Consider the following 24080-nt stretch of genomic DNA (forward strand, 5'->3'; position numbering starts at 1 on the left):
ACAGTCCAGGAGTGCGTGGGGTGCTCTCGCGACTTTTCAGCCCGGCGCCGGGGGCGACGGCGCCTCGGCGGGGGGCGGTTGCGGTGGCACCGGCAGGGCGAGGGTGACGGTCGTGCCCTCGCCCGGGCTCGACGCGAAGGTCAGGGTGCCATGGTGCTCGCGCACGATGCCGGCGGAGACGGACAGCCCCAGCCCGGTGCCGCCGCATTCGCGCCGGGTGGTGAAGAAGGGGTCCGTCAGCCGGCTCATCGCGTCGGGCTCGATGCCCCGACCCTCGTCGCGGACTTCCAGCACGACCCTGCCCGTGGCGCTATCGTGGCGCGTCGTCAATTGAATGCCCTGCGCCGGGTCCTGTAGCGCCTGGCAGGCATTCAGCACCAGGTTGATCACCACCTGCTCGATGCGCTGGGCATTGCCTTCGATGACGGGCAGGTCCTCCGCGTAGTGCGTGGCGAAGCGCCGGGTGGCCTTGCGAATCGAGCTATCGACCAGGCGAATGGCGGTGCCCACCACCGCATTGAGATCGACGCTCTCGCCCTGCTCGTCACCGCCCTGGCGGGCGAAATCCTTGAGATCGCCGACGATGCGCTTGATGCGACGGGTGCCCTCCTGCATGTCGTCGATCATGCAGGGAAGCTCCTCGCGCATGCGTGAATAGGGCAGCCCGCCGAACCGGAAATCGCCGTGGGTGCGGTAGTGCGCCTCGAGAATGGGCTCGGCGTCGGCATAGGCGTCGCGCAGCACCGGCAGGTTCAGCAGCAGCAGGCTGCTGGGGTTGTTGATCTCGTGGGCGACGCCCGAGACGAGAATGCCGAGGGAGGCCATCTTGTCGGCCTGGATCAGTTGCTGCTGATGCTGGCGCAGCTCCTCGGTGCGGCTGGCGACCTGTCGCTTGAGCGTCCGGTTCCAGATCACGATGGCGCCTAGTACCAGCAATAGCAGCGCGGAGAGCGCCGCGCCGACCTGGCCGACCTTCTGCCACGGGATGCCCTCGCGGCCCTCCAGCGGGCCCAGCCAGCGATCATAGATCGCCTGGTGACGGCCGGTGTTCTTGAGGATGGCGAGCCCCTCGCTGAACTTGGCCAGCAGGTTGGCATCGCCCTGCCTCACCGCGTAGCCGTAGCGCAGCGAGAAGGGCCGCGCCACCGGCACCAGGTTGGTCAGGCCCAGCTCGCGGCTGAGGTAGAGCGCGGGCAGGTTGGCGACCAGGGCATAATCGTGCTGGCCGGCGGCCAGCGCCCGCAGCGCGTCGGCGTGGGTGTCCACGGGGATCACCACGGCGCCGATGTCGTGCTCGATCAGGTAGTCGTGCATGATGTCGCCGCGCTGGACGATCACCTCCTTGCCGTGCAGCGCCTCGACTTCCACCACCGGGTCGCCGCGGCGGGCGAAGATCGACTGATGGACGATGGCGTGGGGCGGCGTGAAGTCGAAGTGTGCGGTACGCGCCTCGGAGTAGGACATGCCCTGGAGGATATCGATCTCGCCCTGCTCCAGCTCACGGCGTACCTCGCTCCACGGCTTCAGTTCGATGCGCACCTCGATGCCCATGACCTCGGCGATGGCCCGGGTCAGCTCCACGTTATAGCCGGCCGGCTCGCCGTCCTCGTCGAGGAACTCGTAGGGCGGGTGGTAATGATCGCCACCGACGACGATGACCTCCCTGGCGCCATCGGGAGCGTCCGCCTCGGCCTGCCCCCAGCCCGGCAGGGGCGCGGCCAGCCAGGCGACCAGTGCCGCCAGCCGCACCCACCGCGAGACGGCGGGGAGAGGCGTTCGACAGGACACCGCCCGGCTTGCCGTCATCCGTACCTCGACTCGTTATTCTGGATCTTGAAATAGGGTGGCGATATTTTTTTAATCAGCAATCAGAAAGTTACATTTTGGTTGGGTGGCTGGAATGCAGGCTTGCTCCCCAATCGGCTGGGGCTCCCAATCGCTACCGGGACTGACGGGGTGCTGCCCGGCCAGGGGACTGAGGGCATTCTACTGAAGCGGTACGGCAGTGGCTATTGACTGCCTGCACCGCCGCCCCCGGCCAGTGTGGCCGAGCTCCGCCGATTGGCTCATGGTGACGCCGGGTGTCGGGTCGTCGCCCCATTCGCGGGGCAAAGAGGCGGCGCTGCGTCGAACCGGGCCACGGTCCGTCGCGGCACCGCCCACCGCCGGGGATCAGAACTGCAGCCCGAGCGCGAAGCCGCCGATCATATAGCAGAAGAGGGTGATCAAGACGACCCCGACAACGTTGAGAACGACGCCGCCGCGCGCCATCTGGGCGATGGTGACCGCGCCGGTGCCGAAGACGATGGCGTTCGGCGGCGTGCCGACCGGCAGCATGAAGGCGCAGGTCGCGGCGAAGGCGGCCGGGATGAGCAGCGTCATCGGGTCGGCGCCGATGGCGAGCGCCACACCCCCGAGCACGGGGATGAAGGTCGCGGCCGTCGCCGTATTGCTGGTGACCTCCGTGAGGAAGAGCACGATCGTGGCCACGGCGGCGACCAACAGGATGATCGGCAGCACCTGAAGCCCGGTGATCTGCTCGCCGAACCAGCTGTCGAGACCGGTCCCCGCGACCGCACCGGCGAGGCTCAGGCCACCGCCGAACAGCAGCAGTACCCCCCAGGGCAGCCCGTCCTCGGCGTCCTGCCAGGTCAGCACCATCTCGCTGCGCCCTCGCGCGGGCAGGATGAACATCGCGATGCCGGCGGCGATGGCGATGGCGGTGTCGTCGAGCTCGGCCAGCGGCCCCAACCGCTCACCTATCCACGGCAGGTTGGAGAGCACCCCGGGGACGACCCACAGGAACGCCGCCGAGCCGAAGACGAGCATCACCATCTTCTCGCCCTGACTGAGCGGGCCGAGCTTGTGGATCTCGCCGTCGATCATCTCCTTGCCGCCGGGGATCTCCGCGACCTTGAACCGGTAGAGCACGCGGGTCATCAACACCCAGCCCACCAGGATGAAGGTAAGGCCCAGCGGCACGCCGAGCATCATCCATTCGAGGAAGCCGATGGTGCGACCCAGCTCGCCGGCGGCGTAGCCGGCGACGATGGCGTTCGGCGGGCTGCCGAGCAGGGTGCCGAGGCCGCCCATGCTCGCCGACCAGGCGATCGCCAGGAGCAGGCAGACGCCGAACCGCTGGATGTTCTCGTCGAAGATGAAGTCCACATGACCGGCCCGGTGGTGGTCATGTTCGTGGCCTGCGGGGTCGTGGCCGGGGGCGACCGATTCCGCGGACTCGCCGCTGCGCTCCGCCACCAGGCGGAGCACGGACAGCCCGATCGGCAGCATCATCAGCGTCGTCGCGGTATTGGAGACCCACATCGACAGGAAGCCCGTGGCGAGCATCATGCCGAGCACGATCCGCTGCGGCTCGACCCCGACCCGGGCCAGCGTCAAGAGCGCGATGCGGCGGTGGAGGTTCCATTTCTCCATGGCGATGGCGATCAGGAAGCCGCCGAGGAAAAGGAACACGATGGAACTGGCATAGGGCGCCGTGGCCTGGCCAACCGTCCGCTCCGTCAGCATCGGGATCAGCACGATCGGCAGCAGGGCCGTGGCCGAGAGCGGGATCGCCTCGGTCATCCACCAGACCGCCATCAGGGTGGCGATCGTGGCGACCCAGCGCGCATCCGATGACAGCCCTTCGGCCTGGCCCATGGCGAGCCAGACCAGCAGCGCCATGAGCAACCCGAAGGCGCGCAGGCCCCATGTCATTTTCGCGGATCGCCCACCGGCCCCTTGCTCCCCGGAAAAGTCTTCGTATTCTCCTTGCTGGCGAGGTTGTGCGGCCATCGTCATCTCCTCCTGGATTCATGCATGTTCCGCCGTGACAAGGTTGACGGCTGATGTCGGGCATCCGACATCAGCAGTCCGATGGCATTCGCCCTAGCGCTTCTTCTGCGGTGGCAGATCGGTACAGACGCCTTCGAACAGTTCGGCGGCCATGCCGACCGACTCGCCCAGGGTCGGATGCGGGTGGATGGTCTTGCCGATGTCGACCGGGTCGCAGCCCATCTCGATGGCCAGGCACAGCTCGCTGATCAGGTCCCCCGCCTGGGTGCCGACGATGGCGCCGCCGATGATGCGATGGGTCTCCTCGTCGAACAGCAGCTTGGTGAAACCCTCGTCGCGGCCGTTGGCGATCGCCCGACCGCTGGCCGCCCAGGGGAAAACCGCCTTGCCGTACTTGATGCCCTCGGCCTTGCATTCGGCCTCGGTCTTGCCGGCCCAGGCCACTTCCGGGTCGGTGTAGGCCACCGAGGGTATCTGGCGGGCATCGAAGACACTCTTCTGGCCGGCGGCGACTTCCGCCGCGACATGGGCCTCATGCACCGCCTTGTGAGCCAGCATCGGCTGGCCGATGATGTCGCCGATGGCGAAGATGTGCCCGACGTTGGTGCGCATCTGCTTGTCGGTGGCGATGAAGCCGCGTTCGTCGACCGCCACGCCGGCGTTCTCGGCACCGATCTTGTTGCCGTTGGGGCTGCGCCCGACCGACTGCAGGATCATGTCGTACAGCTGTGGCTCGGCGGGGGCGTTGTCGCCCTCGAAGCTGACCTTGAGGCCGTTCTTCTGGGCCTTCACGGCGGTGGTCCGGGTCTTGAGCATCACCTTGTCGAAGCGCGGCGTGTTGACCTTCTCCCAGACCTTGACCAGGTCGCGGTCGGCGCCGGTCATCAGCCCGTCGAGCATCTCGACCACGTCGATGCGGGTGCCCAGGCTGGAGTAGACCGTGGCCATCTCCAGGCCGATGATGCCGCCGCCGATGACCAGCATGCGCTTGGGGATGGTGGTCAGTTCCAGGGCGCCGGTGGAGTCGACCACCCGGGGGTCGTCGGGAATGAAGGGCAGTGTCACCGACTGCGAACCGGCGGCGATGATGCACTTGTCGAACTTCACCACCTGCTTGTCGCCGGTCGGCTCCTGGCCATCGCCGCTGGTCAGGGTGACTTCCAGGTGATGCGGGTCGAGGAATTTCCCTACCCCGCGCACCGTCTGGACCTTGCGTGCCTTGGCCATGCCGGCCAGGCCCCCGGTGAGCTTGCCGACGACCTTTTCCTTCCAGCCGCGCAGTTTGTCGAGATCGATCTTCGGCTTCCCGAAGGCGATGCCGTGATCGGCCAGGTCATTGGCCGCGTCGGTGACCGCCGCCACATGCAGCAGCGCCTTGGAGGGGATGCAGCCGACGTTCAGGCAGACCCCGCCGAGGGTGGCATAGCGTTCCACCAGCACGGTCTTCATGCCCAGGTCGGCGGACCGGAAGGCGGCCGAGTAGCCGCCCGGCCCGGCGCCGAGCACCAGCATCTCGCATTCGAGGTCGGCCCCGCCGGTATGGGTGGCCGCCGCAGGCGCAGCCGCTTTCTGTTCGCCTGCTCCCCCGGCGGCAGCGGGTGGGGCGGCGGGGGATTTGCCTTCCGCTTCCAGCATCAGGATCGCCGAGCCTTGCGAGACCTTGTCGCCGACCGTCACCAGCACCTCGCTGACCTTGCCGGCCTTGGGCGCGGGCACGTCCATGGAGGCCTTGTCGGACTCCACGGTGATCAGCGGGTCCTCGGCACGGATGGTATCGCCCGCGCGTACCAGCACTTCGATGATCGGAACGTCGCCGAAATCGCCGATGTCCGGCACCCGAACCTCTTCCAGGCTGCCGCCGCCATAACCACCGCCGGCATCGCCGGGCGCCGCCGAGCCAACCCCTTTGTTATGGACCGTCGGATGCGGTTCGTGGTCCGCCACCCGGGATCCGGTCTCGGCCGGCTCCAGCATCAGGATGGTCGAGCCTTCGGAGACCTTGTCCCCCTCCTTGACCTTGAGCTCTCCGACCGTGCCCGATATCGGGGACGGCACGTCCATGGAGGCCTTGTCGGTCTCCAGGGTGATCAGCGGGGTTTCGATGTCGATCGCATCGCCCGGCTTGACCAGCACTTCGATGATCTCGACGTCCTTGAAATCACCGATGTCGGGCACCTTGACTTCGATTGCATTGGCCATGTCGTCGATTCCTCACATGATGATGCGCCGCATGTCGGCGAGCAGGTTGGCGAAATGGACGTTGAAACGGGCCGCGGCGGCGCCGTCGATCACCCGGTGATCCCAGGACAGCGACAGCGGCAGCACGAACCGCCACTCCGACTGCTTGCCGTCCGGCGAGACCTGCTTCCAGTAGGAGCGACACACGCCCATGATGGCCACTTCCGGGGCGTTGATGATGGGCGTGAAATAGAGCCCGCCGATCCCACCCAGCGAGGAGATGGTGAAACAGCCGCCCTGCATCTGGTCGGGCTTGAGCTTGCCGTCGCGGGCCAGCTTGGCCAGCGCCCCCATTTCCTGGGCGATCTCGGCCACGCCTTTCTGGTCCGCGTCGCGGATCACCGGCACCACCAGGCCATGGGGCGTGTCGGCGGCGAAGCCGATGTGGTAGTACTGCTTGAGGATCAGGTTGTCGCCGTCCAGGGAGGCATTGAACTCGGGGAACTGCTTCAGGGAGGCGACCGCGGCCTTGATCATGAATGCCAGCATGCTGACCTTGATGCCGGCCTTCTCGTTGGCCTTGTTGAACTGTACCCGGAAGGCCTCCAGGTCGGTGATGTCGGCCTCGTCGTGGTTGGTGACGTGGGGAATCTGCACCCAGTTGCGATGCAGGTTGGCGCCGGAGATCTTCTTGATGCGCGACAGCGGCTTGGTCTCCACCGGGCCGAACTTGGTGAAGTCGACCTTGGGCCAGGGCAGCAGATCCAGGCCCCCGCCAGCGGTTGGAGCGCCAGTTGAAGCGCTAGCCGCCGCCGGGGCGCCACCCTTGGCGAAGTTGCGTATGTCCTCCTGGGTGACCCGGCCCTTGAGGCCGGTGGGCGGCACTCGGGGCAGGTCCACCTCGAGTTCGCGGGCCAGACGGCGAGCCGAGGGACTGGCGTGAACCCGGCTGAAATCCGCGATCTGGCCGGTCGACGGTGCGCTGGAGGGAGCCGCCGACGGTGGCGGCCTGTTCCCTGCTTCCTCGGCGGGAGAGGGGGCAGGGGCGGAGGGTGAATCCCCCTCACCCTCTCCTTCCGCCTCCAGCATCAGGATCGTCGACCCCTCGGAGACCGTGTCGCCGAGCTTGACCTTGACCTCCTTCACCGTACCCGCGGCAGGCGCAGGCACGTCCATGGAGGCCTTGTCGGACTCCACGGTGATCAGCGGGTCCTCGACCTGGATCTTGTCGCCGGCCTGGACGTGGATTTCGATGATCGGGACATCGGTGTAGTCGCCGATGTCCGGTACCTTGATGTCTTGGATGGCCACTTTTGTTCTCCTCCGGCTCAGGCGTACAGGGGGTTGGGCTTTTCGGGGTCGATGCCGTATTTCGCGATGGCATCCCGGACCTTGCCGCTCTTGAGCTTGCCCTCGTCGACCAGGGCCTGCAGCGCGGCCAGGGTGACGTAATGACGATCCACCTCGAAATGGCGGCGCAGGGCCTCGCGGCTGTCGGAGCGGCCGAAGCCGTCGGTACCCAGTACCTCGTAACACCGCGGCACGAAGGGACGGATCTGTTCGGCGAACATCCGGATGTAGTCGGTGGAGGCGATGACCGGCCCTTCGGTGCCTTCCAGGCACGCCTCGACATGACTCTTGCGCGCTCTCTTCCCGGGATGCAGCCGGTTCCAGCGCTTGACGGCGTGGCCGTCGCGGGCCAGTTCATTGAAGCTCGGGCAACTCCAGACGTCGGCCGCCACGCCCCAGTCGTCGTGCAGCAGGTCCACCGCGGCAATCACCTCGTTGAGGATGCTGCCACAGCCCAGCAGCTGTACCCGTGGCCCCTTGCCCTCGGCCTTGCTGAAGGAGTACATGCCCTTGATGATGCCCTCTTCGGCGCCTTCGGGAAGTGCCGGATGATGGTAGTTCTCGTTCAGCGTGGTGATGTAGTAGAAGACGTTCTCCTGATCCTCGTACATGCGCTTGAGGCCATCGCGCACGATCACCGCCACCTCGTAGTGGAAGGTGGGGTCATAGGCGATGCAGTTGGGGATGAACTGGGCGAACAGCTGGCTGTGCCCGTCCTGGTGCTGCAAGCCCTCGCCGTTCAGGGTGGTGCGCCCCGAGGTGCCGCCGATCAGGAAACCCCGTGCCAGCATGTCCCCGGCCGCCCAGGCCAGATCGCCGATGCGCTGGAAGCCGAACATGGAGTAGTAGACATAGAACGGGATCATGGTGACCCCGTGGTTGCTGTACGACGTGGCCACGGCGATCCATGAGGACATGGCCCCGTCCTCGTTGATACCCTCCTGCAGGATCTGGCCTTTCTGGTCCTCCCGATAGGGCATGATCTCCTCGGCGTCCATGGGCACGTACTTCTGCCCTTCGGGGGCATAGATACCGATCTGCCGGAACATGCCCTCCATGCCGAAGGTGCGCGACTCGTCGGCGACGATCGGGGTCAGCCGCGGCCCCAGGGTCTTGTCCCGGGCCAGGGAGACCATGATGCGCACCATGGCCATGGTGGTGGACATGGTGCGCTCACCGGTGTCCGCCAGCACCTGCTTGAACATCTCCAGGGGGGGTGCCTCGAGCCGATCGCCGTTGCGCTGGCGCTGGGGCAGGTAGCCGCCCAGCGCCTTGCGCTGCCCATGCAGGAGCTGCATCTCGGCGCTCTCCTCGGGGGGCTTGAAGAACGCCGCCTTGGTGACCTGTTCGTCGCTCAAGGGCAGGTCGAAGCGCTGGTGGAAGTAGCGGAGGTTATCCTCGCCCAGCTTCTTCTTCTGGTGAGTGATGTTCTGGCCCTCGCCCCCTTCGCCCATGCCGTAGCCCTTGACGGTCTTCATCAGCAGCACCGAGGGCTTGTCCCGGGTGTTGACCGCCGCGTGATAGGCCGCGTAGACCTTCTGCGGGTCGTGGCCACCGCGGATCAGCTTGTAGTAGATGTCGTCGTCCGACATATGGGCGACCATTTCCTTGAGCTCCGGATACTTGCCGAAGAAGTGCTCGCGGATGTAGCCGCCACCCTTGACCTTGAAGTTCTGATACTCGCCGTCGACGCACTCCTCCATGCGCTGGCGCAACAGCCCCTTGGTGTCCTTGGCCAGCAGCTCGTCCCAGCCCGACCCCCACAGGCACTTGATGACGTTCCAGCCCGCGCCCCGGAAGTTGCCCTCCAGTTCCTGGACGATCTTGCTGTTGCCCCGCACCGGGCCGTCCAGGCGCTGCAGATTGCAGTTGATCACGAAGATCAGGTTGTCGAGCTTTTCGCGGCTGGCCAGGGCGATGGCACCCTGGGACTGGGGCTCGTCCATCTCGCCGTCACCCAGGAACGCCCAGACCTTGCGTCCCTCGGTATCGGCCAGCCCCCGGTGGTGGAGGTACTTCATGAAGCGTGCCTGATAGATGGCCATGATCGGCCCCAGGCCCATGGAGACGGTGGAGACCTGCCAGAAGTCCGGCATCAGATAGGGGTGGGGATAGGAAGAGATCCCCTTGCCATCCACTTCCAGGCGGAAGTTCTCCAGCTGCTCCTCGGAGAGCCGCCCCTCCAGGAAGGCCCGTGCGTAGATGCCCGGGGCGCAGTGTCCCTGGAAATAGATGATGTCTCCCCCGTGGCTGTCGGTGGGGGCCTGCCAGAAGTGATTGAAACCCACCTCGTACATCACCGCCGAGGACTGGTAGCTGGCGATATGCCCTCCGGGTTCGGCGGGCTTCTTGTTGGCGCGCACCACCATCGCCATGGCGTTCCAGCGCAGGTAGGCGATCAGCCGCTGCAGCAAGGCTTCGTCGCCGGGCAGCTTGGCCTCCTTGTGCGGCGGTATGGTGTTCACATAGGGCGTGCGGGTGGTGTCCGGCGCCTCGGCGCCGGTCCGATAGGCTTCTTCCACCGCCTTGTGCAGCAGGTAGGTGGCCCGCTCGGGGCCCACCCGCTCCACCACCACATCGACGGCTTCCTGCCACTCCCGGGTTTCCTGTGGATCGAAGTCGCTGTAGTTTTCGAATGCCATGGATCATCTCCCTTGATTGGGTCGGAATTGTTCTAGTTATTGATCGGTCTGTGCCTCGACCACGGCGAAGGCGCTCATGTTGGCGATACCCCGTGCGGTGACCGTGCGGTTGAGCACATGAACCGGCTTGGCGGCCCCCAGCAGGATGGGGCCCACGGACACGCCGTTGCCCAGCACCTTCAGGGCGGTAAAGGCGATGTTCGCCGCGTCCAGGTTGGGCATGATCAACAGGTTGGCCTCGCCGTCGAGCAGCGAGTCGGGCAGGATGCGCCCGCGCACGCCGGTGGACAGCGCCGAGTCGGCCTGCATCTCGCCGTCCACTATCAGATCCGGTGCGCGCTCCCGGATCAGCGCCAGCGCCTGGCGCATCTTCTCCGCGCTGCCGAAGTCGGAGCTGCCGAAGTTCGAGTGGGAGACCAGGGCGGCCCGGGGCGTGATGCCGAAGCGGCGAATCTGTTCCGCGGCCAGCAGGGTGATCTCGGCGATCTGACCGGCATCGGGGTCGTAATTGACGAAGGGGTCGGCGATGAACAGGGTGGTCCGTTCGAGGATCAGCAGCTGCAGGGCGGCAGGCGTGCTGACGTCCTCGCGCAGGCCGATGACGTCCAGTACCTGGTCCAGGTGCTCGTGGTAGGTGCCCACCGGGCCGGCGATCATGGCGTCCACATCGCCCCGGCGCAGCAGCAGCGAGGCCAGGATGGTGGCCCGGCTGCGGACGCGCTTCTCGGCGGCCTCCGGATGGACACCACGCCGTCCCATCAGCTGGTGGTACTCGCTGGCCAGTTCGGCGTAGTCGGGATAGTCCTGGGCGTCGATCAGCTCGAAATCGACACCGGGCGTCACCGGCAGCCCCAACTCCTCGATGCGGGCCTCGATGACTGCACGGCGGCCGATCAACAGGGGTTTGGCATAGCCCTGAGTGACACAGACCTCCATGGCGCGGAGGACGCGCTCGTCCTCGCCCTCGGCGTACAGCAGGCGGAGGGGATTCTGTCGTGCTCGCTCGAACACCGGCTCCATCACGTTGCCGGAGCGGTAGACCAGGCGTGACAGCGAGCGGGTGTAGGCGTCCAGGTCGGCGATGGGGCGCGCGGCCACACCGCTGTCCATGGCGGCCTTGGCCACCGCCGGCGGGATGGTGTCGATCAGGCGCGGGTCGAAGGGTTTGGGCAGAATGTACTCCGGGCCGAAGGTCAGCGCCTGTCCGCCATAGGCCACCGCCACCGTTTCCGGCACCGTGGTGGTCGCCATGTCGGCGATGGCCTTGACGGTGGCCAGCTTCATCTCCTCGTTGATGGTGGTGGCGCCGCAGTCCAGGGCGCCGCGGAAGATGAACGGGAAGCACAGGACGTTGTTGACCTGGTTGGGGTAGTCCGAGCGCCCGGTGGCGATCACCGCATCCGGGCGTACCGCCTTGGCGTCCTCCGGCATGATTTCCGGGGTGGGGTTGGCCATGGCCAGGATCAGGGGGCGCTCGGCCATGGTCGCCACCATCTCCGGCTTGAGGGCGCCCCCGGCCGAGAGGCCGAAGAAGACGTCGGCCCCGTTGACGGCATCGGCCAGGGTGCGGGCCTCGGTCCGGGCCGCATAGCGCGCCTTGTAGGGATCCATGTCCTCGTTACGGTCGGTGTGGATCACGCCGCTGCGGTCACAGACCAGGATGTTCTCCTTGCGGACCCCCAGGGACACCGCCAGGTCCAGACAGGCCAGGGCAGCGGAGCCAGCGCCGTTGCAGACCAGGCGGATGTCGCCGATCTCCTTGCCCACCACCCGCAGGCCGTTGAGCAGGGCGGCCCCCGAGACGATGGCGGTACCATGCTGGTCGTCGTGGAAGACCGGGATCTTCATCCGCTCGCGCAGGCGCCGTTCGATCTCGAAGCATTCCGGTGCCTTGATGTCTTCCAGGTTGATGCCGCCGAAGGTGGCCTCCAGGCCGGCGATGATCTCGATCAGCTTGTCCGGGTCGCGCTCCTCGATCTCGATGTCGAACACGTCCACGTCGGCGAACTTCTTGAACAGCACGGCCTTGCCTTCCATCACCGGCTTGGAGGCCAGGGCGCCGATGGCACCCAGTCCCAGCACCGCCGTGCCGTTGCTGATCACGGCCACCAGGTTACCGCGGGCGGTGTACTCGGCCGCCATCAGGGGATCACGTTCGATCTCCTCGCAGGCCGCGGCCACCCCGGGCGAATAGGCCAGCGACAGATCCCGCTGGCTGGCCATGGGCTTGATCGCCTGGATCGCCAGCTTGCCGGGGCGGGGGAATCGATGGTACTTCAAGGCGCTGTCGCGCAAATCGTCTGCCATGTGCTTTTCCTCGCTCGCTTTCACTCGCGGCGACAGCGGCATCGATGACCGCTGCCGATCGCCTTCTCGAACTGCTGCCAGACCGGCCTCTCGTGGTGCGGTGCGGGGCAGCCGATCGGGTCAACGGCTTACAGCTTCAGGTCTTCCGGGATCTCGTAACCGTTCTCCTCGTACCAGCGCACGGCACCCGGTCAGGTTGGCCCAGCCGGAGCCATAGACGACGTAGGTGCCGCCCTGGTGGGCGGTGTCCGCGGTGAAGCTCTCGGGCCAGTCGCTGCGGTCCGACTGGGCCGAGGCCGAGGCGGCGAAGCAGGGAGCCGGCGAGGAGCCGAGAGGTTGCGTTGCGAATGACGTCTCTCCTGCTAGGCGGTTGTGCGCTTGTGAAATGCCCGGGCGATCGTGCCCCGGGGGCATGCGTCGCCCCAGTATGGTCACCGGTTGCGGGATCTGCCGTGAGCCAGGCCGGGGTGGCATCAACGCTCATCACAAGGCAATGGCCATGCCTTCTTATTAAAATGTCTGGTATTTCACATGGTTGTGATAGCGTCATTCGACCTTGGTCGAAGCATGGTGGGCGGGGGTGGGCTGGAATCCCGCACGGGGCAGATATTGCGCTGTGTGGGTTTCCGCACAGCGTCTCGTACTACAGCCGTAACTGGATACCCTACCTTCAGGGACTGCTCAGCCAGTGCGAACGAAAGAATGGCTGGCATCTCGCCGAGTGGCTCGGGGATGCATCCCGGATGGGGTGCAGTACCTGTTGTTGGATCGTGCCCGCTGGGATGCGGTGGCGGCACGCGATCTCCTCCGCCAAAGGCCCATCGCTACGCTGGGCCCGCCTGAAGGTGTCCTGGTCCTGGACGACACCGGCTTTATCAAGAAAGGTCTGCACTCGGCCGGTGTGCAACGCCAGTCAGTGGCACCGCCGGCCGTATCGACAATAGTCAGATTGGGGGCTTTCTTCTCTACACCACTTCGGATCATCGTGGATAACCATAGACAAGCTTCGTCTTATGGTACATAGAAAACAATAGCTTATGGCCTTGTGTGGAGGAGCGTGGAGATCACTCTATGTTCTGGATCTGCTCGCGCATCTGCTCGATCAGCACCTTGAGCTCCACCGCGCAGCGCGTGGTACTGGCGACCACCGCCTTGGAGGAGAGGGTGTTGGCCTCGCGGTTGAGCTCCTGCATCAGGAAGTCGAGGCGCCGCCCCACCGGGCCCTGCTGGCCCAACTGACGTTCGACCTCGGCGACATGGGTCGCCAGGCGGTCGAGTTCCTCGTCGACGTCGGCCTTCTGGGCCAGCAGCACCAGCTCGGCCTCGAGCCGCTGGGGCTCGAGGTCGGCCTTGACCGTCTCGAGGCGCTCCAGCAGCTGGGCGCGCTGGCGCTCGAGGATCTCCGGCATCAGCCGGCGAACCTCGGCCACCTGGGCGTTCACCGCCACCAGCCGCTCGCGGATCAGGACCGCCAGCTTGTCGCCCTCGCGGGCGCGACCGGCGACCAGGTCGTCGAGGGCGGCGTGGAACAGCGCGGTGGCCTCGGCCTTGACGGTCTCGAGGTCCGGGCCCCGGGCGTCGAGCACGCCGGGGTGGTCGAGCAGTGCCAGGGCGTCGGGCATCGGGGCCTCGCTCACCACGCCGCGCACCTCGCCCAGGGCCGCGGCGAGAGCCTCGAGCCGTTCGCGGCTGACGGCCAGGGTCGCCGCGCTGCTGGCCGGCTCGAAGCGCAGGGTGCACTCCACCTTGCCGCGGGCCAGGCGCGAGCGCAGCGCCTCGCGGAAGGGCGGCTCCAGGTCGCGCAGGCTCTCCGGCAGCCGGAAGTGGGGGTCCAGGTAGCGCTGGTTCACCGAGCGCAGCTCCAGTTGCAGGCTGCCCCAGTCGGCTTCCCGGCTCAGGCGGGCGAAGGCGGTCATGCTGTGAGCCATGGGAACTCCTGTTGCATCGCGGCGTGGGGCACCAGTGTACCCGATTAAGGGTGTAGAATGGCGCCCCCAGGCCGGCAGCGGCCGTGATGCTCAATCGAACGACGAGAGGTTCTATGCGCCCCAGTGGACGACAGCCCGACCAGCCCCGCGAGATCCGCCTGACCCGCGACTATACCCGCCACGCCGAGGGGTCGGTGCTGGTGGAGTTCGGCGATACCCGGGTGCTGTGCAACGCCAGCGTCGAGGCCGGGGTGCCGCGCTGGCTACGCGGCAAGGGCCAGGGCTGGGTCACTGCCGAATACGGCATGCTGCCCCGTGCCACCCACACCCGTGGCGGGCGCGAGGCGGCGCGCGGCAAGCAGGGCGGGCGCACCCTGGAGATCCAGCGGCTGATCGGCCGCTCGCTGCGGGCGGCGGTGAACCTCAAGAAGCTCGGCGAGTTCACCATCACCGTGGACTGCGACGTGATCCAGGCCGACGGCGGTACCCGCACCGCCTCGATCACCGGTGGTTGCGTGGCGCTGATCGATGCCATCCGCTACCTGCAGCGCGAGAAGAAGATCAAGGGCGACCCCTTCAAGCAACTGGTCAGCTCGGTCTCGGTGGGCATCTTCAAGGGCGTGCCGGTGGTCGACCTCGACTACCCCGAGGACAGCGGTGCCGACACCGACATGAACGTGGTGATGGCCGAGAGCGGCGGGATGATCGAGGTGCAGGGCACCGCCGAGGCGGGCACCTTCTCCCGGGCCGAACTCGACGCCATGCTCGATCTGGCCGAGAAGGCCGGCAACGAGCTGTTCGCCCATCAGCGCGAGGCGCTGGGGATTCGTCTCTGAGCCGGGACGACCGGCATGGCCCGGCGCCACTTTTTGCAAACGCAACACGCCGGCCCCTGGGCCGGCGTGTTGCGTTCCGGACGGGCCGGAGCGGCGACGAAGGGCGCGATCAGAGCGTCAGGTCGTACTCGACGATCAGCGGGGCGAACTCGGAGAAGGTGGCGTCATGGTCGATCCAGGCGTCGACCACATGGCGGCGGAAGTTGGGGCCCACCACCTGATAGTCGATGCGCCAGCCCTCCTGGCGTGAGCGCGGCTGGTCCTGGTCGAGTGCCGGCCACCAGGTGTACTCGCCGGCATCGCGGTTGATCTCGCGGAAGGTGTCGATGAAGCCGGTGGGGCCGAACACCTGGTCCATCCAGGCACGCTCCTCGGGCCTGAAGCCGGGGGTGGTCTGGTGGTCCGCCCAGTTGGCCAGGTCGATGGTCTTGTGGGCGATGTGCCAGGTGCCGCAGATGATGTATTCCCGGCGCTTGCGGGCCATCTTGGCCAGGTACTCCTGGTACTGGGCCATGAAGGTCAGCTTGGCGTTCGGATCGCTGCCGTCGGGCATCAGGAAGCTGGCGATGCTGAAACGGTCGTAGTCGGCCTGCAGGAAGCGGCCTTCGTGGTCGCACTGCGGGAAGCCCAGGCCGTACATGATGGCCTTGGGGATCTTGCGGCAGTAGAGCCCCACGCCGGAGAAGCCGTCCTGCTCGGCGTCGAGGAAGTAGCCCTCGTAGCCTTCCGGGTAGAGGATGCTGTCGTCCAGCTCGAAGCTCTTGGCCTTGAGGTTCTGTACGCAGACGACATCGGCATCCTGGTCGGCCAGCCAGTCGAGAAAGCCCCGACCGACCGCCTCCCGGATGCCGTTGACATTGATGGTGGCGATTTTCATACATGGTCCCTTTTGCGTCGCGCGTGTATGATACCCGACGTTTCGACGTTTGGGTAAATGGCCTTTGCCCATGAACATGATAAGAGAGGCCGAGGGGGAGAGTTCCGGCGTGCCCAGGCAGCAGAACGGCGAGTTGCAAGCCTACCAGCGAGAGTTCATCGAGTTCGCCATCGAGCAGGGGGTGCTGCGCTTCGGCGAGTTCACCCTGAAGTCGGGCCGGGTCAGCCCCTACTTCTTCAACGCGGGGCTGTTCCGCACCGGCCGGGCGCTGGCTCGCCTCGGCCGTTTCTATGCCCGGGCCATCGCCGACAGCGGCCTGGCGGTCGATGTGCTGTTCGGCCCCGCCTACAAGGGCATTCCGCTGGCGGCTACCACCGCCGTGGCCCTGGCCGATCACCATGATCGTGACCTGCCCTACGCCTTCAACCGCAAGGAGGCCAAGGCCCACGGCGAGGGTGGCAGCATCGTCGGCGCCGAGCTCGAGGGCCGCATCCTGATCATCGATGACGTGATCACCGCCGGCACCGCCATCCGTGAGGTGATGGGGCTGATCGAGGCCGCCGGCGCCCGGGCCGCCGGCGTGGTCATCGCCCTGGACCGCCAGGAGCGCGGCAATGGCGCGCAGAGCGCCATCCAGGAGGTCGAGGCCAACTTCGGCATGCCGGTGATCAGTATCGTGACGCTGGACATGGTCCTGGCCTATCTTGAACAGCATGCAGGCGATGATCTCCGGGATCATGCGGCGGCCATTCGTGACTATCGCGCGCGCTATGGTGTGCGGGTCGGCTGACCGCAGCACAGCAGTGATGCCCAAGGGGCGGACAAGGAGAGTGACATGAGACGGGTCATCATCACCATCGTCGGGGCGATGCTGCTGGGCGCCGTATCCCTGTCCCAGGCCCAGACCGCCACCCTGGACCTGAACCTCGGCCAGGACGCCGTGCAGTTCGAGGCGGCCGGCGAGCTGACCGACGGTATCTCCCTGGGGGGGGGCGTGATCGACAGCGACGACCGTGGCGATGCCACGGCCTTCCATGCCCAGCTGCTCGGCGTGGAGCGCAACGCCGACTACGATATCGGCGTGGGTGCCCGCTGGACCCAGTTCGACACCGACCATGGCGACGGCGGCGGCCTGGGCCTCGGCGGCTACGGCTATGCCTATGTGCCTGCCATGCCGGCGCTGTCGCTGGGGGGCTACGGCTTCTACACCCCGAGCGCGGTCAGTACCCGTGACCTGAATGACGGCTACGAACTGGGAGTGCGCGCCCGCTATGCCTTCACTCCCAACGTCGACGGCTATGTCGGCTACCGGGCCCTGCGTGCCGATTTCGACAACGATGGCGGCTCGCGCACCCTGGACAGCGGCCCGCTGCTGGGCGTGCGTCTCTCTTTCTGAGCCGCCCCGTGCCGTCGGTGTCGGGCCCCGGATGGGGCCCGACTGCGTTGCGGGTAAGGGCCACCCAGCGGGAGTTTCATGCTCGATATCGTCCTCTACCAGCCGGAGATCGCCCCCAACACCGGCAACCTGATCCGCCTGTGCGCCAACACCGGCTTCCGCCTGCACTTGATCGAGCCGCTGGGCTTCGAGCTCGACGACCGGCGCCTGCGGCGTGCCGGGCTCGACTACCACGAGTGGGCCCGGGTGACGACACACCCCGACTGGCGCGCCTTTCTCGAGGCGGTGGCGCCCGAGCGGGTGTTCGCCGTATCGACACGGGGGCGGACCGGCTATCATGAGCCGGCCTATCGAGAGGGCGATGCCCTGGTGTTCGGCCCCGAGACCCGCGGCCTGCCCCAGGCGATGCTCGACGCCCTGCCGGAATCCCGGCGCCTGCGCATTCCCATGCTGCCCGATAGCCGCAGCCTGAACCTCTCCAACGCCTGCGCGGTGATCGTCTTCGAGGCCTGGCGCCAGCTGGGATTCAGGGGGGCCGGCCTGCCGGGGGCCGGCCTGGTGCCCCCCGGGAACCTCGGCACCCCGAAGGAGTAAGCGATGTCGATCAAGCAGCGCCTGGCCAAGTTGAACCCCCGCCAGCAGGAAGCGGTGCGCTATATCGATGGCCCCTGCCTGGTGCTGGCCGGCGCCGGCTCGGGCAAGACCAGCGTGATCACCACCAAGATCGCCTACCTGGTGCAGGAGTGCGGCATGAGCGCGCGGCGGATCGCCGCCGTGACCTTCACCAACAAGGCGGCCCGCGAGATGAAGGAGCGGGTGGGCCAGATGCTCAAGGGGCGCGAGGGGCACGGCCTGACCGTCTCGACCTTCCATACCCTGGGCCTCAACATCATTCGCGCCGAGCTCAAGGCCCTGGGCTACAAGCCCGGTTTCTCGCTGTTCGACCCCGAGGACGCCAAGGCGCTGCTGCGCGACCTGATGAACAAGGACGCCCAGGTCGATGCCGACCAGATCAACCGGGTCCAGCACCAGATCTCCCAGTGGAAGAACGACCTGATCCTGCCCGGCCAGGCGCTCTCCCATGCCGCGGACGACGACGAGCAGTACGCGGCGAGGGTCTTCGAGGCCTACGGCCGCCACCTCAAGGCCTACAACGCCGTCGACTTCGACGACCTGATCCTGTTGCCGGTGGTGCTGCTGCGCGACGATCCGGAGGCGCTCGCCCGCTGGCGGCGCAAGATCCACTACATGCTGGTGGACGAGTACCAGGACACCAACGTCAGCCAGTACCAGCTGGTCCAGCTGCTGATGGGCGAGCGCAAGACCTTCACCGTGGTCGGCGACGACGACCAGTCGATCTACGCCTGGCGCGGTGCCCGGCCGGAGAACCTGGTGACCCTGGGCGAGGACTTCCCGCGGCTCAACGTGATCAAGCTGGAACAGAACTACCGCTCCACCGGTACCATCCTGCGCGCCGCCAACACCCTGATTGCCAACAACCCCCACGTCTACGAGAAGACCCTGTGGTCGGAGATGGGGCAGGGCGCGGCGATCCGCGTGGTGGTCAACCGCCACGAGGAGGCCGAGGCCGAGCGGGTGGCCAGCGAGATCCTCACCCGGCGCATCAAGGAGCGCGCCGAGTGGCGCGACTTCGCGGTGCTCTACCGCGGCAACTTCCAGGCGCGGCTGCTCGAGCTCAAGCTGCAGCACTACCAGATCCCCTACAAGCTCTCCGGCGGTACCTCCTTCTTCTCGCGCAACGAGATCAAGGACGCTATGGCCTACCTGCGGCTGCTGATCAACCCGGCCGACGACAACGCCTTCCTGCGCATCGTCAACGTGCCGCGCCGTGAGATCGGCCCCGGTACCCTGGAGAAGCTCGCCAACTACGCCACCGAGCGCGGGATCTCGCTGTTCGCCGCCTGCCACGAGCTGGGCCTGGAGCAGTTGCTGCCCACGCGGGCCGTGGAACGGCTGTCGCGCTTCACCCACTTCATCGATGGCGTGCGCCGGCGCATGGATCGGGGCGATGCCATCGCCGCCATCCGCGACATGCTGCGCGAGATGGATTACGAGGCCTGGCTGTACCAGAACGCCAGCGCCCCGACCATCGCCGAGCGGCGCATGGCCAACGTCTGGATCCTGATCGACCAGCTCGAGAAGTCGATGCAGCGCGAGCCGGAAGAGACCACGGCCAGCGAGGAGACCGAGACCGAGGGCGTCGAGGCCGCCATCGCGCGCCTGGTGCTGCGCGACATCCTCGAGCAGCAGGCCGAGGAGGACGACTCCGACCGGGTGCAACTGCTCACCATGCACGCCTCCAAGGGGCTGGAGTTTCCCCACGTCTACCTGATGGGGCTCGAGGAGGAGCTGCTGCCCCACCGCAACGCCATCGAGGCCGGCACCGTCGAGGAGGAGCGCCGCCTGGCCTATGTGGGCATCACCCGGGCCCGGCAGACCCTGACCCTGACCCTGGCGCGACAGCGCAGGGCCTACGGCGAACTGATGGACTGTGCGCCGAGCCGTTTCCTCGACGAGCTGCCCGCCGATGATCTCGACTGGGAAGGGCGCGCCGACAAGGAGGACCCGGACAAGAAGCAGGCCCGGGGCCAGGATGCTATCGCCGGGCTGCGCTCGCTACTGGGATGACGGCTGTCCGGTGGTTCCTCGGTGCGTTCCGGGTTCGCGACCGGGTTGCACCGGGCCAAAACGCAAGCGGGGCGCCAGTTGGCGCCCCGCTGTTCGTTGCGTTGTCGACGGCTCAGCGCACCGATTCGACCAGGAAATCCACGGCGGCGCGAACCTCGTCGTCGGAGAGGCTGGTATTGCCCCCCTTCGGCGGCATGGCACCGATGCCGTTGATGGCATGGTCATAGAGGGTGGCCATGTCCTGATCGATACGACCTTCCCACTCGCCGGCTTCGCCCAGGCGCGGAGCACCGGCGGCACCGGTCATGTGGCACGCCATGCACGCCTGGTTGTAGATGGCCTCACCGTCGATATCGGCGTCGCCGCCGGCGGCCTCTTCATCAGCGGCTGCGTCGTCGTCGGTGGCGGCTTCTTCATCAGCGGCTGCGTCGTCGTCGGTGGCGGCCTCTTCATCAGCGGCTGCCGCTGCGTCGTCGTCGGTCGCGGCTTCTTCGTCGGCTGCCGCTGCGTCCTGAGCGGTGCCTTCGTCGTCGGCGGCCTCATCCGCAGGGGCTTGCTCTGCCGCAACATCTGGCACGTCCATCACCGGCTCCAGCAGGTAGGCGGTGACGGCTTCCATCTCCTCGTCGGAGAGGTTGGGGTTGCCGCCGCGGGCCGGCATGGCACCGATACCGTTGATGGAGTGGTCCAGCAGGGTGTCGAAGCCCTGGTCGACGCGCTCGGCCCAGGCATCGGTATCGCCGCGCACCGGGGCGCCGGCGGCACCGCTCTCGTGGCACGCCATGCAGACCCGGTTATAGATGGCCTCGCCATCGGCTCCGCCCGCGGCGGCATCGCCATTCTCGCTGGCGGCGGCTGCGGTGCCACACTCCTCGCCCTGCAGGCACAGCTGGCCCACCGGCGTGAGACGCTCGGCGATGGCGTCACGGTCTACCTCGGCCTGGGCGGAGGCCATGCCTGCGGTCAGGCCGAGGGCGGCAAGGCCCCCCATGATCAGCTTGCTGGATTTCACTCTCACCACCTCTTGACGGTCCTGTAATCGAATCTGCCCGTGGCGACGTCGCGAACGGCATCACGACAGCCGGGGGACGTCCTGGCGCGCACAATGGGCGACAGTATACCGGCAACGCTTTCGGCTGGAAAATGCCGCGGCCAACGTCTTTGGCCGTAAGCCCCCGGCTATCACGAGGCTCTCGCTGGACAGGAGTGGGGCAGCCGGGTAGGATGTGGACCGCCCGATGACGCCGTCGCGGGCGACAAGCGCCCGTAGCTCAGCTGGATAGAGTATCGGCCTCCGAAGCCGAGGGTCGCAGGTTCAAGTCCTGCCGGGCGCGCCAGACATAGGCAAGAAGGGCCTGCGAGAGATCGCAGGCCCTTCTTCGTTGCAAGGGGTACCGGAACTGCCACCCGGTGTCTGCTCACCACGGAGGCGGGCGGAGGCGAGGGAGGTGCGGCTCCAGAAGGCCGGCCGCGTGGCGCCGGGGCTGGATTTCCTGGTGGCCGGCTGATAGGTTCGATGGCTTCGCGGGGCGCCGCCCCGAGGGCCGCCGGGGCGCGTTCCCTGGAAGCGGTCTCGTGCCAGGGAATGGCGTGGCATAGGCGCCACCTATCGTCTCCATGCCGCCATTCAATTTAGCCCATCGGCCAAAAGGGGCTACCATGGCCCCCGTATCCTGATCCACCCCCCACCCATCAAGGAGTGATCCACGCGATGTCCCTGATCAATACCGAAGTCAAGCCGTTCAAAGCCACCGCCTTCCACAATGGCGAGTTCATCGACGTCACCGAAGCGAGCCTGAAGGGCAAGTGGAACGTTTTCTTCTTCTATCCGGCCGACTTCACCTTCGTCTGCCCCACCGAGCTGGGTGACCTGGCAGACAACTACGAGGAGTTCAAGAAGCTGGGCGTCGAGGTCTACGGCGTCTCCACCGACACCCACTTCACCCACAAGGCGTGGCACGACAGCTCCGAGACCATCAACAAGATCCAGTACCCGATGCTGGCCGACCCGACCCTGGCCATCTCGCGCAACTTCGAAGTGCTGATCGAGGAAGCCGGCCTGGCCGAGCGCGGCACCTTCGTGATCGACCCGGAAGGCAAGATCCAGATCGTCGAGATCAACGCCGGCAACATCGGCCGCAACGCCGAGGAACTGCTGCGCAAGGTCAAGGCCGCCCAGTACGTGGCTGCCAACCCGAACGAGGTCTGCCCCGCCAAGTGGAAGGAAGGCGAAGCCACCCTGGCTCCTTCCCTGGACCTGGTCGGCAAGATCTAAGCGATCGACGACCCGCCGCGAGGCCGCCCCCCGGCCTCGCCCGTCCTCTACCCGGGCGGCTTCCGCCCGGGTACCCGTTTCGAGTCCCGATGCCGTCTGCGCGACACCCCTCCGGTGGTCGTCATGGGCAGGTCGTGACGTTTGACACCCGAACATGAAGGAAACCGCTGTCATGTTGGACGACAATCTGAAAAGCCAGCTCAAAGCCTATCTGGAAAAGGTCACCCAGCCGTTCGAGATCGTCGCCTCCCTCGATGACGGCGCCAAGTCTGAAGAGCTGCACAGTCTGCTCACCGACATCGTCGGCCTGACCGACAGGATTTCCCTGCGTACCGACGGCACCGATCCGCGCAAGCCGTCGTTCGCGCTCAACCGCCCGGGGGAAGAGACCGGCCTGGCCTTCGCCGGCATCCCCATGGGCCATGAGTTCACCTCCCTGGTGCTGGCGCTGCTGCAGGTCGGCGGTCATCCGCCCAAGGCAAGCGACGAGGTGATCGACCAGATCAAGGGCCTCGAGGGCGAGCTGCGTTTCGAGACCTACTTCTCGCTCTCCTGCCAGAACTGCCCGGACGTGGTGCAGGCGCTGAACCTGATGGCAATCCTCAACCCCGACGTCCATCACGTCGCCATCGACGGCGCGTTGTTCCAGGACGAGGTGGAAGAGCGCCAGGTGATGTCGGTGCCGAGCATCTACCTCAACGGCGAGCCCTTCGACCAGGGCCGCATGAGCCTCGAGCAGATCCTGGCCAGGGTCGATACCGGTGCCGCCAAGCGCGAGGCCGCCAGGCTCAACGACAAGACCGCCTTCGACGTGCTGGTGGTGGGCGGTGGCCCGGCCGGCGCCGCGGCGGCCGTCTATGCGGCGCGCAAGGGCATCCGCACCGGTGTCGCCGCCGAGCGTTTCGGCGGCCAGGTGCTCGACACCCTGGCGATCGAGAACTTCATCTCCGTGCAGCAGACCGAGGGGCCCAAGCTGGCCGCGGCGCTGGAGGAGCACGTCAAGCAGTACGACGTCGATATCATGAACCTGCAGCGTGCGGTCGCGCTGGTGCCGGCCGCCCGGCCCGGCGGCGAGCACCGGGTGCAGTTCGCATCCGGCGCCACGCTGTCGAGCAGGACCCTGATCCTGGCCACCGGTGCCCGCTGGCGCGAGCTGGGCGTGCCCGGCGAGGCCGAGTACCGCAACCGCGGCGTGGCCTACTGCCCGCACTGCGACGGCCCGCTGTTCAAGGGCAAGCGGGTGGCGGTGATCGGTGGCGGCAACTCCGGTGTCGAGGCGGCCATCGACCTGGCCGGCCTGGTCGCCGAGGTCACCCTGATCGAGTTCATGGACGAATTGCGCGCCGATGCGGTGCTGCAGAAGAAGCTCAAGAGCCTGCCCAATGTCGAGGTCATCACCGGTGCGAAGACCACCGAGGTGAACGGCGACGGTACCCGCGTCAACGGCCTGACCTACGAGGAACGCGCCAGCGGCGAGCGCCACCGGCTCGACCTCGAGGGTGTCTTCGTGCAGATCGGCCTGGTGCCCAACACCGAGTGGCTCGAGGGCTCTCCGGTGGAACTCTCCGAGCGCGGCGAGATCATCACCGACGAGCGCGGCATGACCTCGGTACCCGGTATCTTCGCCGCCGGCGACGTCACCACCGTACCCTACAAGCAGATCGTCATCGCCATGGGCGAGGGCTCCAGGGCCGCGCTGGGCGCCTTCGATCATCTCATTCGAAGCTGACGACACCCCGGCTTGTGGCCGCCATGGTGGCCACCACAGTCACGGCGCCCCCTCCGGCCACACCGGCGGGGGCGCCGTCGTTCGGGGCGAGTTGATCCACGCCGGGAAAAGATGCAAG

At 66.8% G+C, this 24080-nt stretch carries 16 protein-coding genes, 1 tRNA gene and 2 pseudogenes; 9 read left to right on the top strand and 10 right to left on the bottom strand.

Annotated elements, in window-relative coordinates:
* Nucleotides 1-36: 36 nt before the first annotated feature.
* The 7 genes and pseudogenes from C1H66_RS03840 to C1H66_RS23150 form a co-directional block, all read right to left on the bottom strand.
* Nucleotides 37-1806 (bottom strand): transporter substrate-binding domain-containing protein, encoded by a 1770-nt coding sequence (locus tag C1H66_RS03840; RefSeq protein ID WP_102626585.1) that lies wholly within the window; start codon nt 1804-1806, stop codon nt 37-39.
* 366 nt (nt 1807-2172) lie between these two features.
* Nucleotides 2173-3717, bottom strand: a complete 1545-nt coding sequence (locus C1H66_RS03845; RefSeq protein ID WP_102626586.1) for an SLC13 family permease — start codon at nt 3715-3717, stop codon at nt 2173-2175.
* A 171-nt stretch (nt 3718-3888) separates the two neighbouring features.
* The gene (gene lpdA / locus C1H66_RS03850) at nt 3889-5994 is read right to left on the bottom strand and encodes a dihydrolipoyl dehydrogenase (RefSeq protein ID WP_102626587.1); all 2106 of its coding nucleotides are present in this window, start codon (nt 5992-5994) and stop codon (nt 3889-3891) included.
* 12 nt (nt 5995-6006) lie between these two features.
* Nucleotides 6007-7284 (bottom strand): dihydrolipoyllysine-residue acetyltransferase, encoded by a 1278-nt coding sequence (gene aceF, locus C1H66_RS03855; protein ID WP_102626588.1) that lies wholly within the window; start codon nt 7282-7284, stop codon nt 6007-6009.
* 17 nt (nt 7285-7301) lie between these two features.
* Nucleotides 7302-9965, bottom strand: a complete 2664-nt coding sequence (gene aceE, locus C1H66_RS03860) for a pyruvate dehydrogenase (acetyl-transferring), homodimeric type (protein WP_102626589.1) — start codon at nt 9963-9965, stop codon at nt 7302-7304.
* A 36-nt stretch (nt 9966-10001) separates the two neighbouring features.
* The gene (locus tag C1H66_RS23465; RefSeq protein WP_102626590.1) at nt 10002-12272 is read right to left on the bottom strand and encodes an NADP-dependent malic enzyme; all 2271 of its coding nucleotides are present in this window, start codon (nt 12270-12272) and stop codon (nt 10002-10004) included.
* A gap of 195 nt (nt 12273-12467) precedes the next feature.
* Nucleotides 12468-12585 (bottom strand): annotated as a pseudogene (locus tag C1H66_RS23150) (TAXI family TRAP transporter solute-binding subunit); the annotation flags it as partial.
* A 346-nt stretch (nt 12586-12931) separates the two neighbouring features.
* On the opposite strand from C1H66_RS23150, the pseudogene C1H66_RS03875 reads away from it, so the two are divergent.
* Nucleotides 12932-13241, top strand: a pseudogene (locus C1H66_RS03875) (transposase); the annotation flags it as partial.
* 95 nt (nt 13242-13336) lie between these two features.
* Here C1H66_RS03875 and C1H66_RS03880 read toward each other — a convergent pair.
* The gene (locus tag C1H66_RS03880; protein ID WP_102626592.1) at nt 13337-14200 is read right to left on the bottom strand and encodes a YicC/YloC family endoribonuclease; all 864 of its coding nucleotides are present in this window, start codon (nt 14198-14200) and stop codon (nt 13337-13339) included.
* 113 nt (nt 14201-14313) lie between these two features.
* Here C1H66_RS03880 and rph point away from each other — a divergent pair, with 113 nt between their 5' ends.
* Nucleotides 14314-15036 carry a ribonuclease PH gene (rph, locus tag C1H66_RS03885; RefSeq protein ID WP_102626593.1) on the top strand — a complete coding sequence of 241 codons (723 nt, stop codon included), beginning with the start codon at nt 14314-14316 and terminating at the stop codon, nt 15034-15036.
* 109 nt (nt 15037-15145) lie between these two features.
* On the opposite strand, the gene C1H66_RS03890 is transcribed toward rph, so the two are convergent.
* Nucleotides 15146-15913, bottom strand: a complete 768-nt coding sequence (locus C1H66_RS03890) for an exodeoxyribonuclease III (RefSeq protein ID WP_102626594.1) — start codon at nt 15911-15913, stop codon at nt 15146-15148.
* 76 nt (nt 15914-15989) lie between these two features.
* Here C1H66_RS03890 and pyrE point away from each other — a divergent pair, with 76 nt between their 5' ends.
* The 4 genes from pyrE to rep all read left to right on the top strand — a co-directional run bounded on the left by pyrE (nt 15990) and on the right by rep (nt 19958).
* Complete coding sequence (gene pyrE, locus C1H66_RS03895; protein WP_102626625.1) at nt 15990-16703, top strand: orotate phosphoribosyltransferase; 714 nt, start codon at nt 15990-15992, stop codon at nt 16701-16703.
* A gap of 45 nt (nt 16704-16748) precedes the next feature.
* Entirely contained in the window at nt 16749-17309 is a 561-nt protein-coding gene (locus tag C1H66_RS03900) for a YfaZ family outer membrane protein (protein ID WP_102626595.1), read from the top strand.
* A 78-nt stretch (nt 17310-17387) separates the two neighbouring features.
* Nucleotides 17388-17903, top strand: a complete 516-nt coding sequence (gene trmL / locus C1H66_RS03905; protein ID WP_102626596.1) for a tRNA (uridine(34)/cytosine(34)/5-carboxymethylaminomethyluridine(34)-2'-O)-methyltransferase TrmL — start codon at nt 17388-17390, stop codon at nt 17901-17903.
* Between the two features lie 3 nt (nt 17904-17906).
* Nucleotides 17907-19958 carry a DNA helicase Rep gene (gene rep / locus C1H66_RS03910; protein WP_102626597.1) on the top strand — a complete coding sequence of 684 codons (2052 nt, stop codon included), beginning with the start codon at nt 17907-17909 and terminating at the stop codon, nt 19956-19958.
* A gap of 112 nt (nt 19959-20070) precedes the next feature.
* Here rep and C1H66_RS03915 read toward each other — a convergent pair whose 3' ends face one another.
* Nucleotides 20071-20970, bottom strand: a complete 900-nt coding sequence (locus C1H66_RS03915) for a c-type cytochrome (protein WP_102626598.1) — start codon at nt 20968-20970, stop codon at nt 20071-20073.
* Nucleotides 20971-21218: 248 nt separating this feature from the next.
* Between C1H66_RS03915 and C1H66_RS03920 the strand changes: the two genes are divergently transcribed.
* The 3 genes from C1H66_RS03920 (at nt 21219) to ahpF (ending at nt 23962) form a co-directional block, all read left to right on the top strand.
* A tRNA-Arg gene (locus C1H66_RS03920) sits at nt 21219-21295 on the top strand.
* Nucleotides 21296-21669: 374 nt separating this feature from the next.
* Complete coding sequence (gene ahpC / locus C1H66_RS03925) at nt 21670-22233, top strand: alkyl hydroperoxide reductase subunit C (protein WP_102626599.1); 564 nt, start codon at nt 21670-21672, stop codon at nt 22231-22233.
* A 172-nt stretch (nt 22234-22405) separates the two neighbouring features.
* Nucleotides 22406-23962, top strand: coding sequence for an alkyl hydroperoxide reductase subunit F (gene ahpF / locus C1H66_RS03930; protein ID WP_102626600.1), 1557 nt, complete (start codon nt 22406-22408; stop codon nt 23960-23962).
* Nucleotides 23963-24080 lie beyond the last annotated feature (118 nt).

The organism is Halomonas heilongjiangensis (assembly GCF_002879645.1).
Classification (GTDB): Bacteria; Pseudomonadota; Gammaproteobacteria; order Pseudomonadales; family Halomonadaceae; genus Halomonas; species Halomonas heilongjiangensis.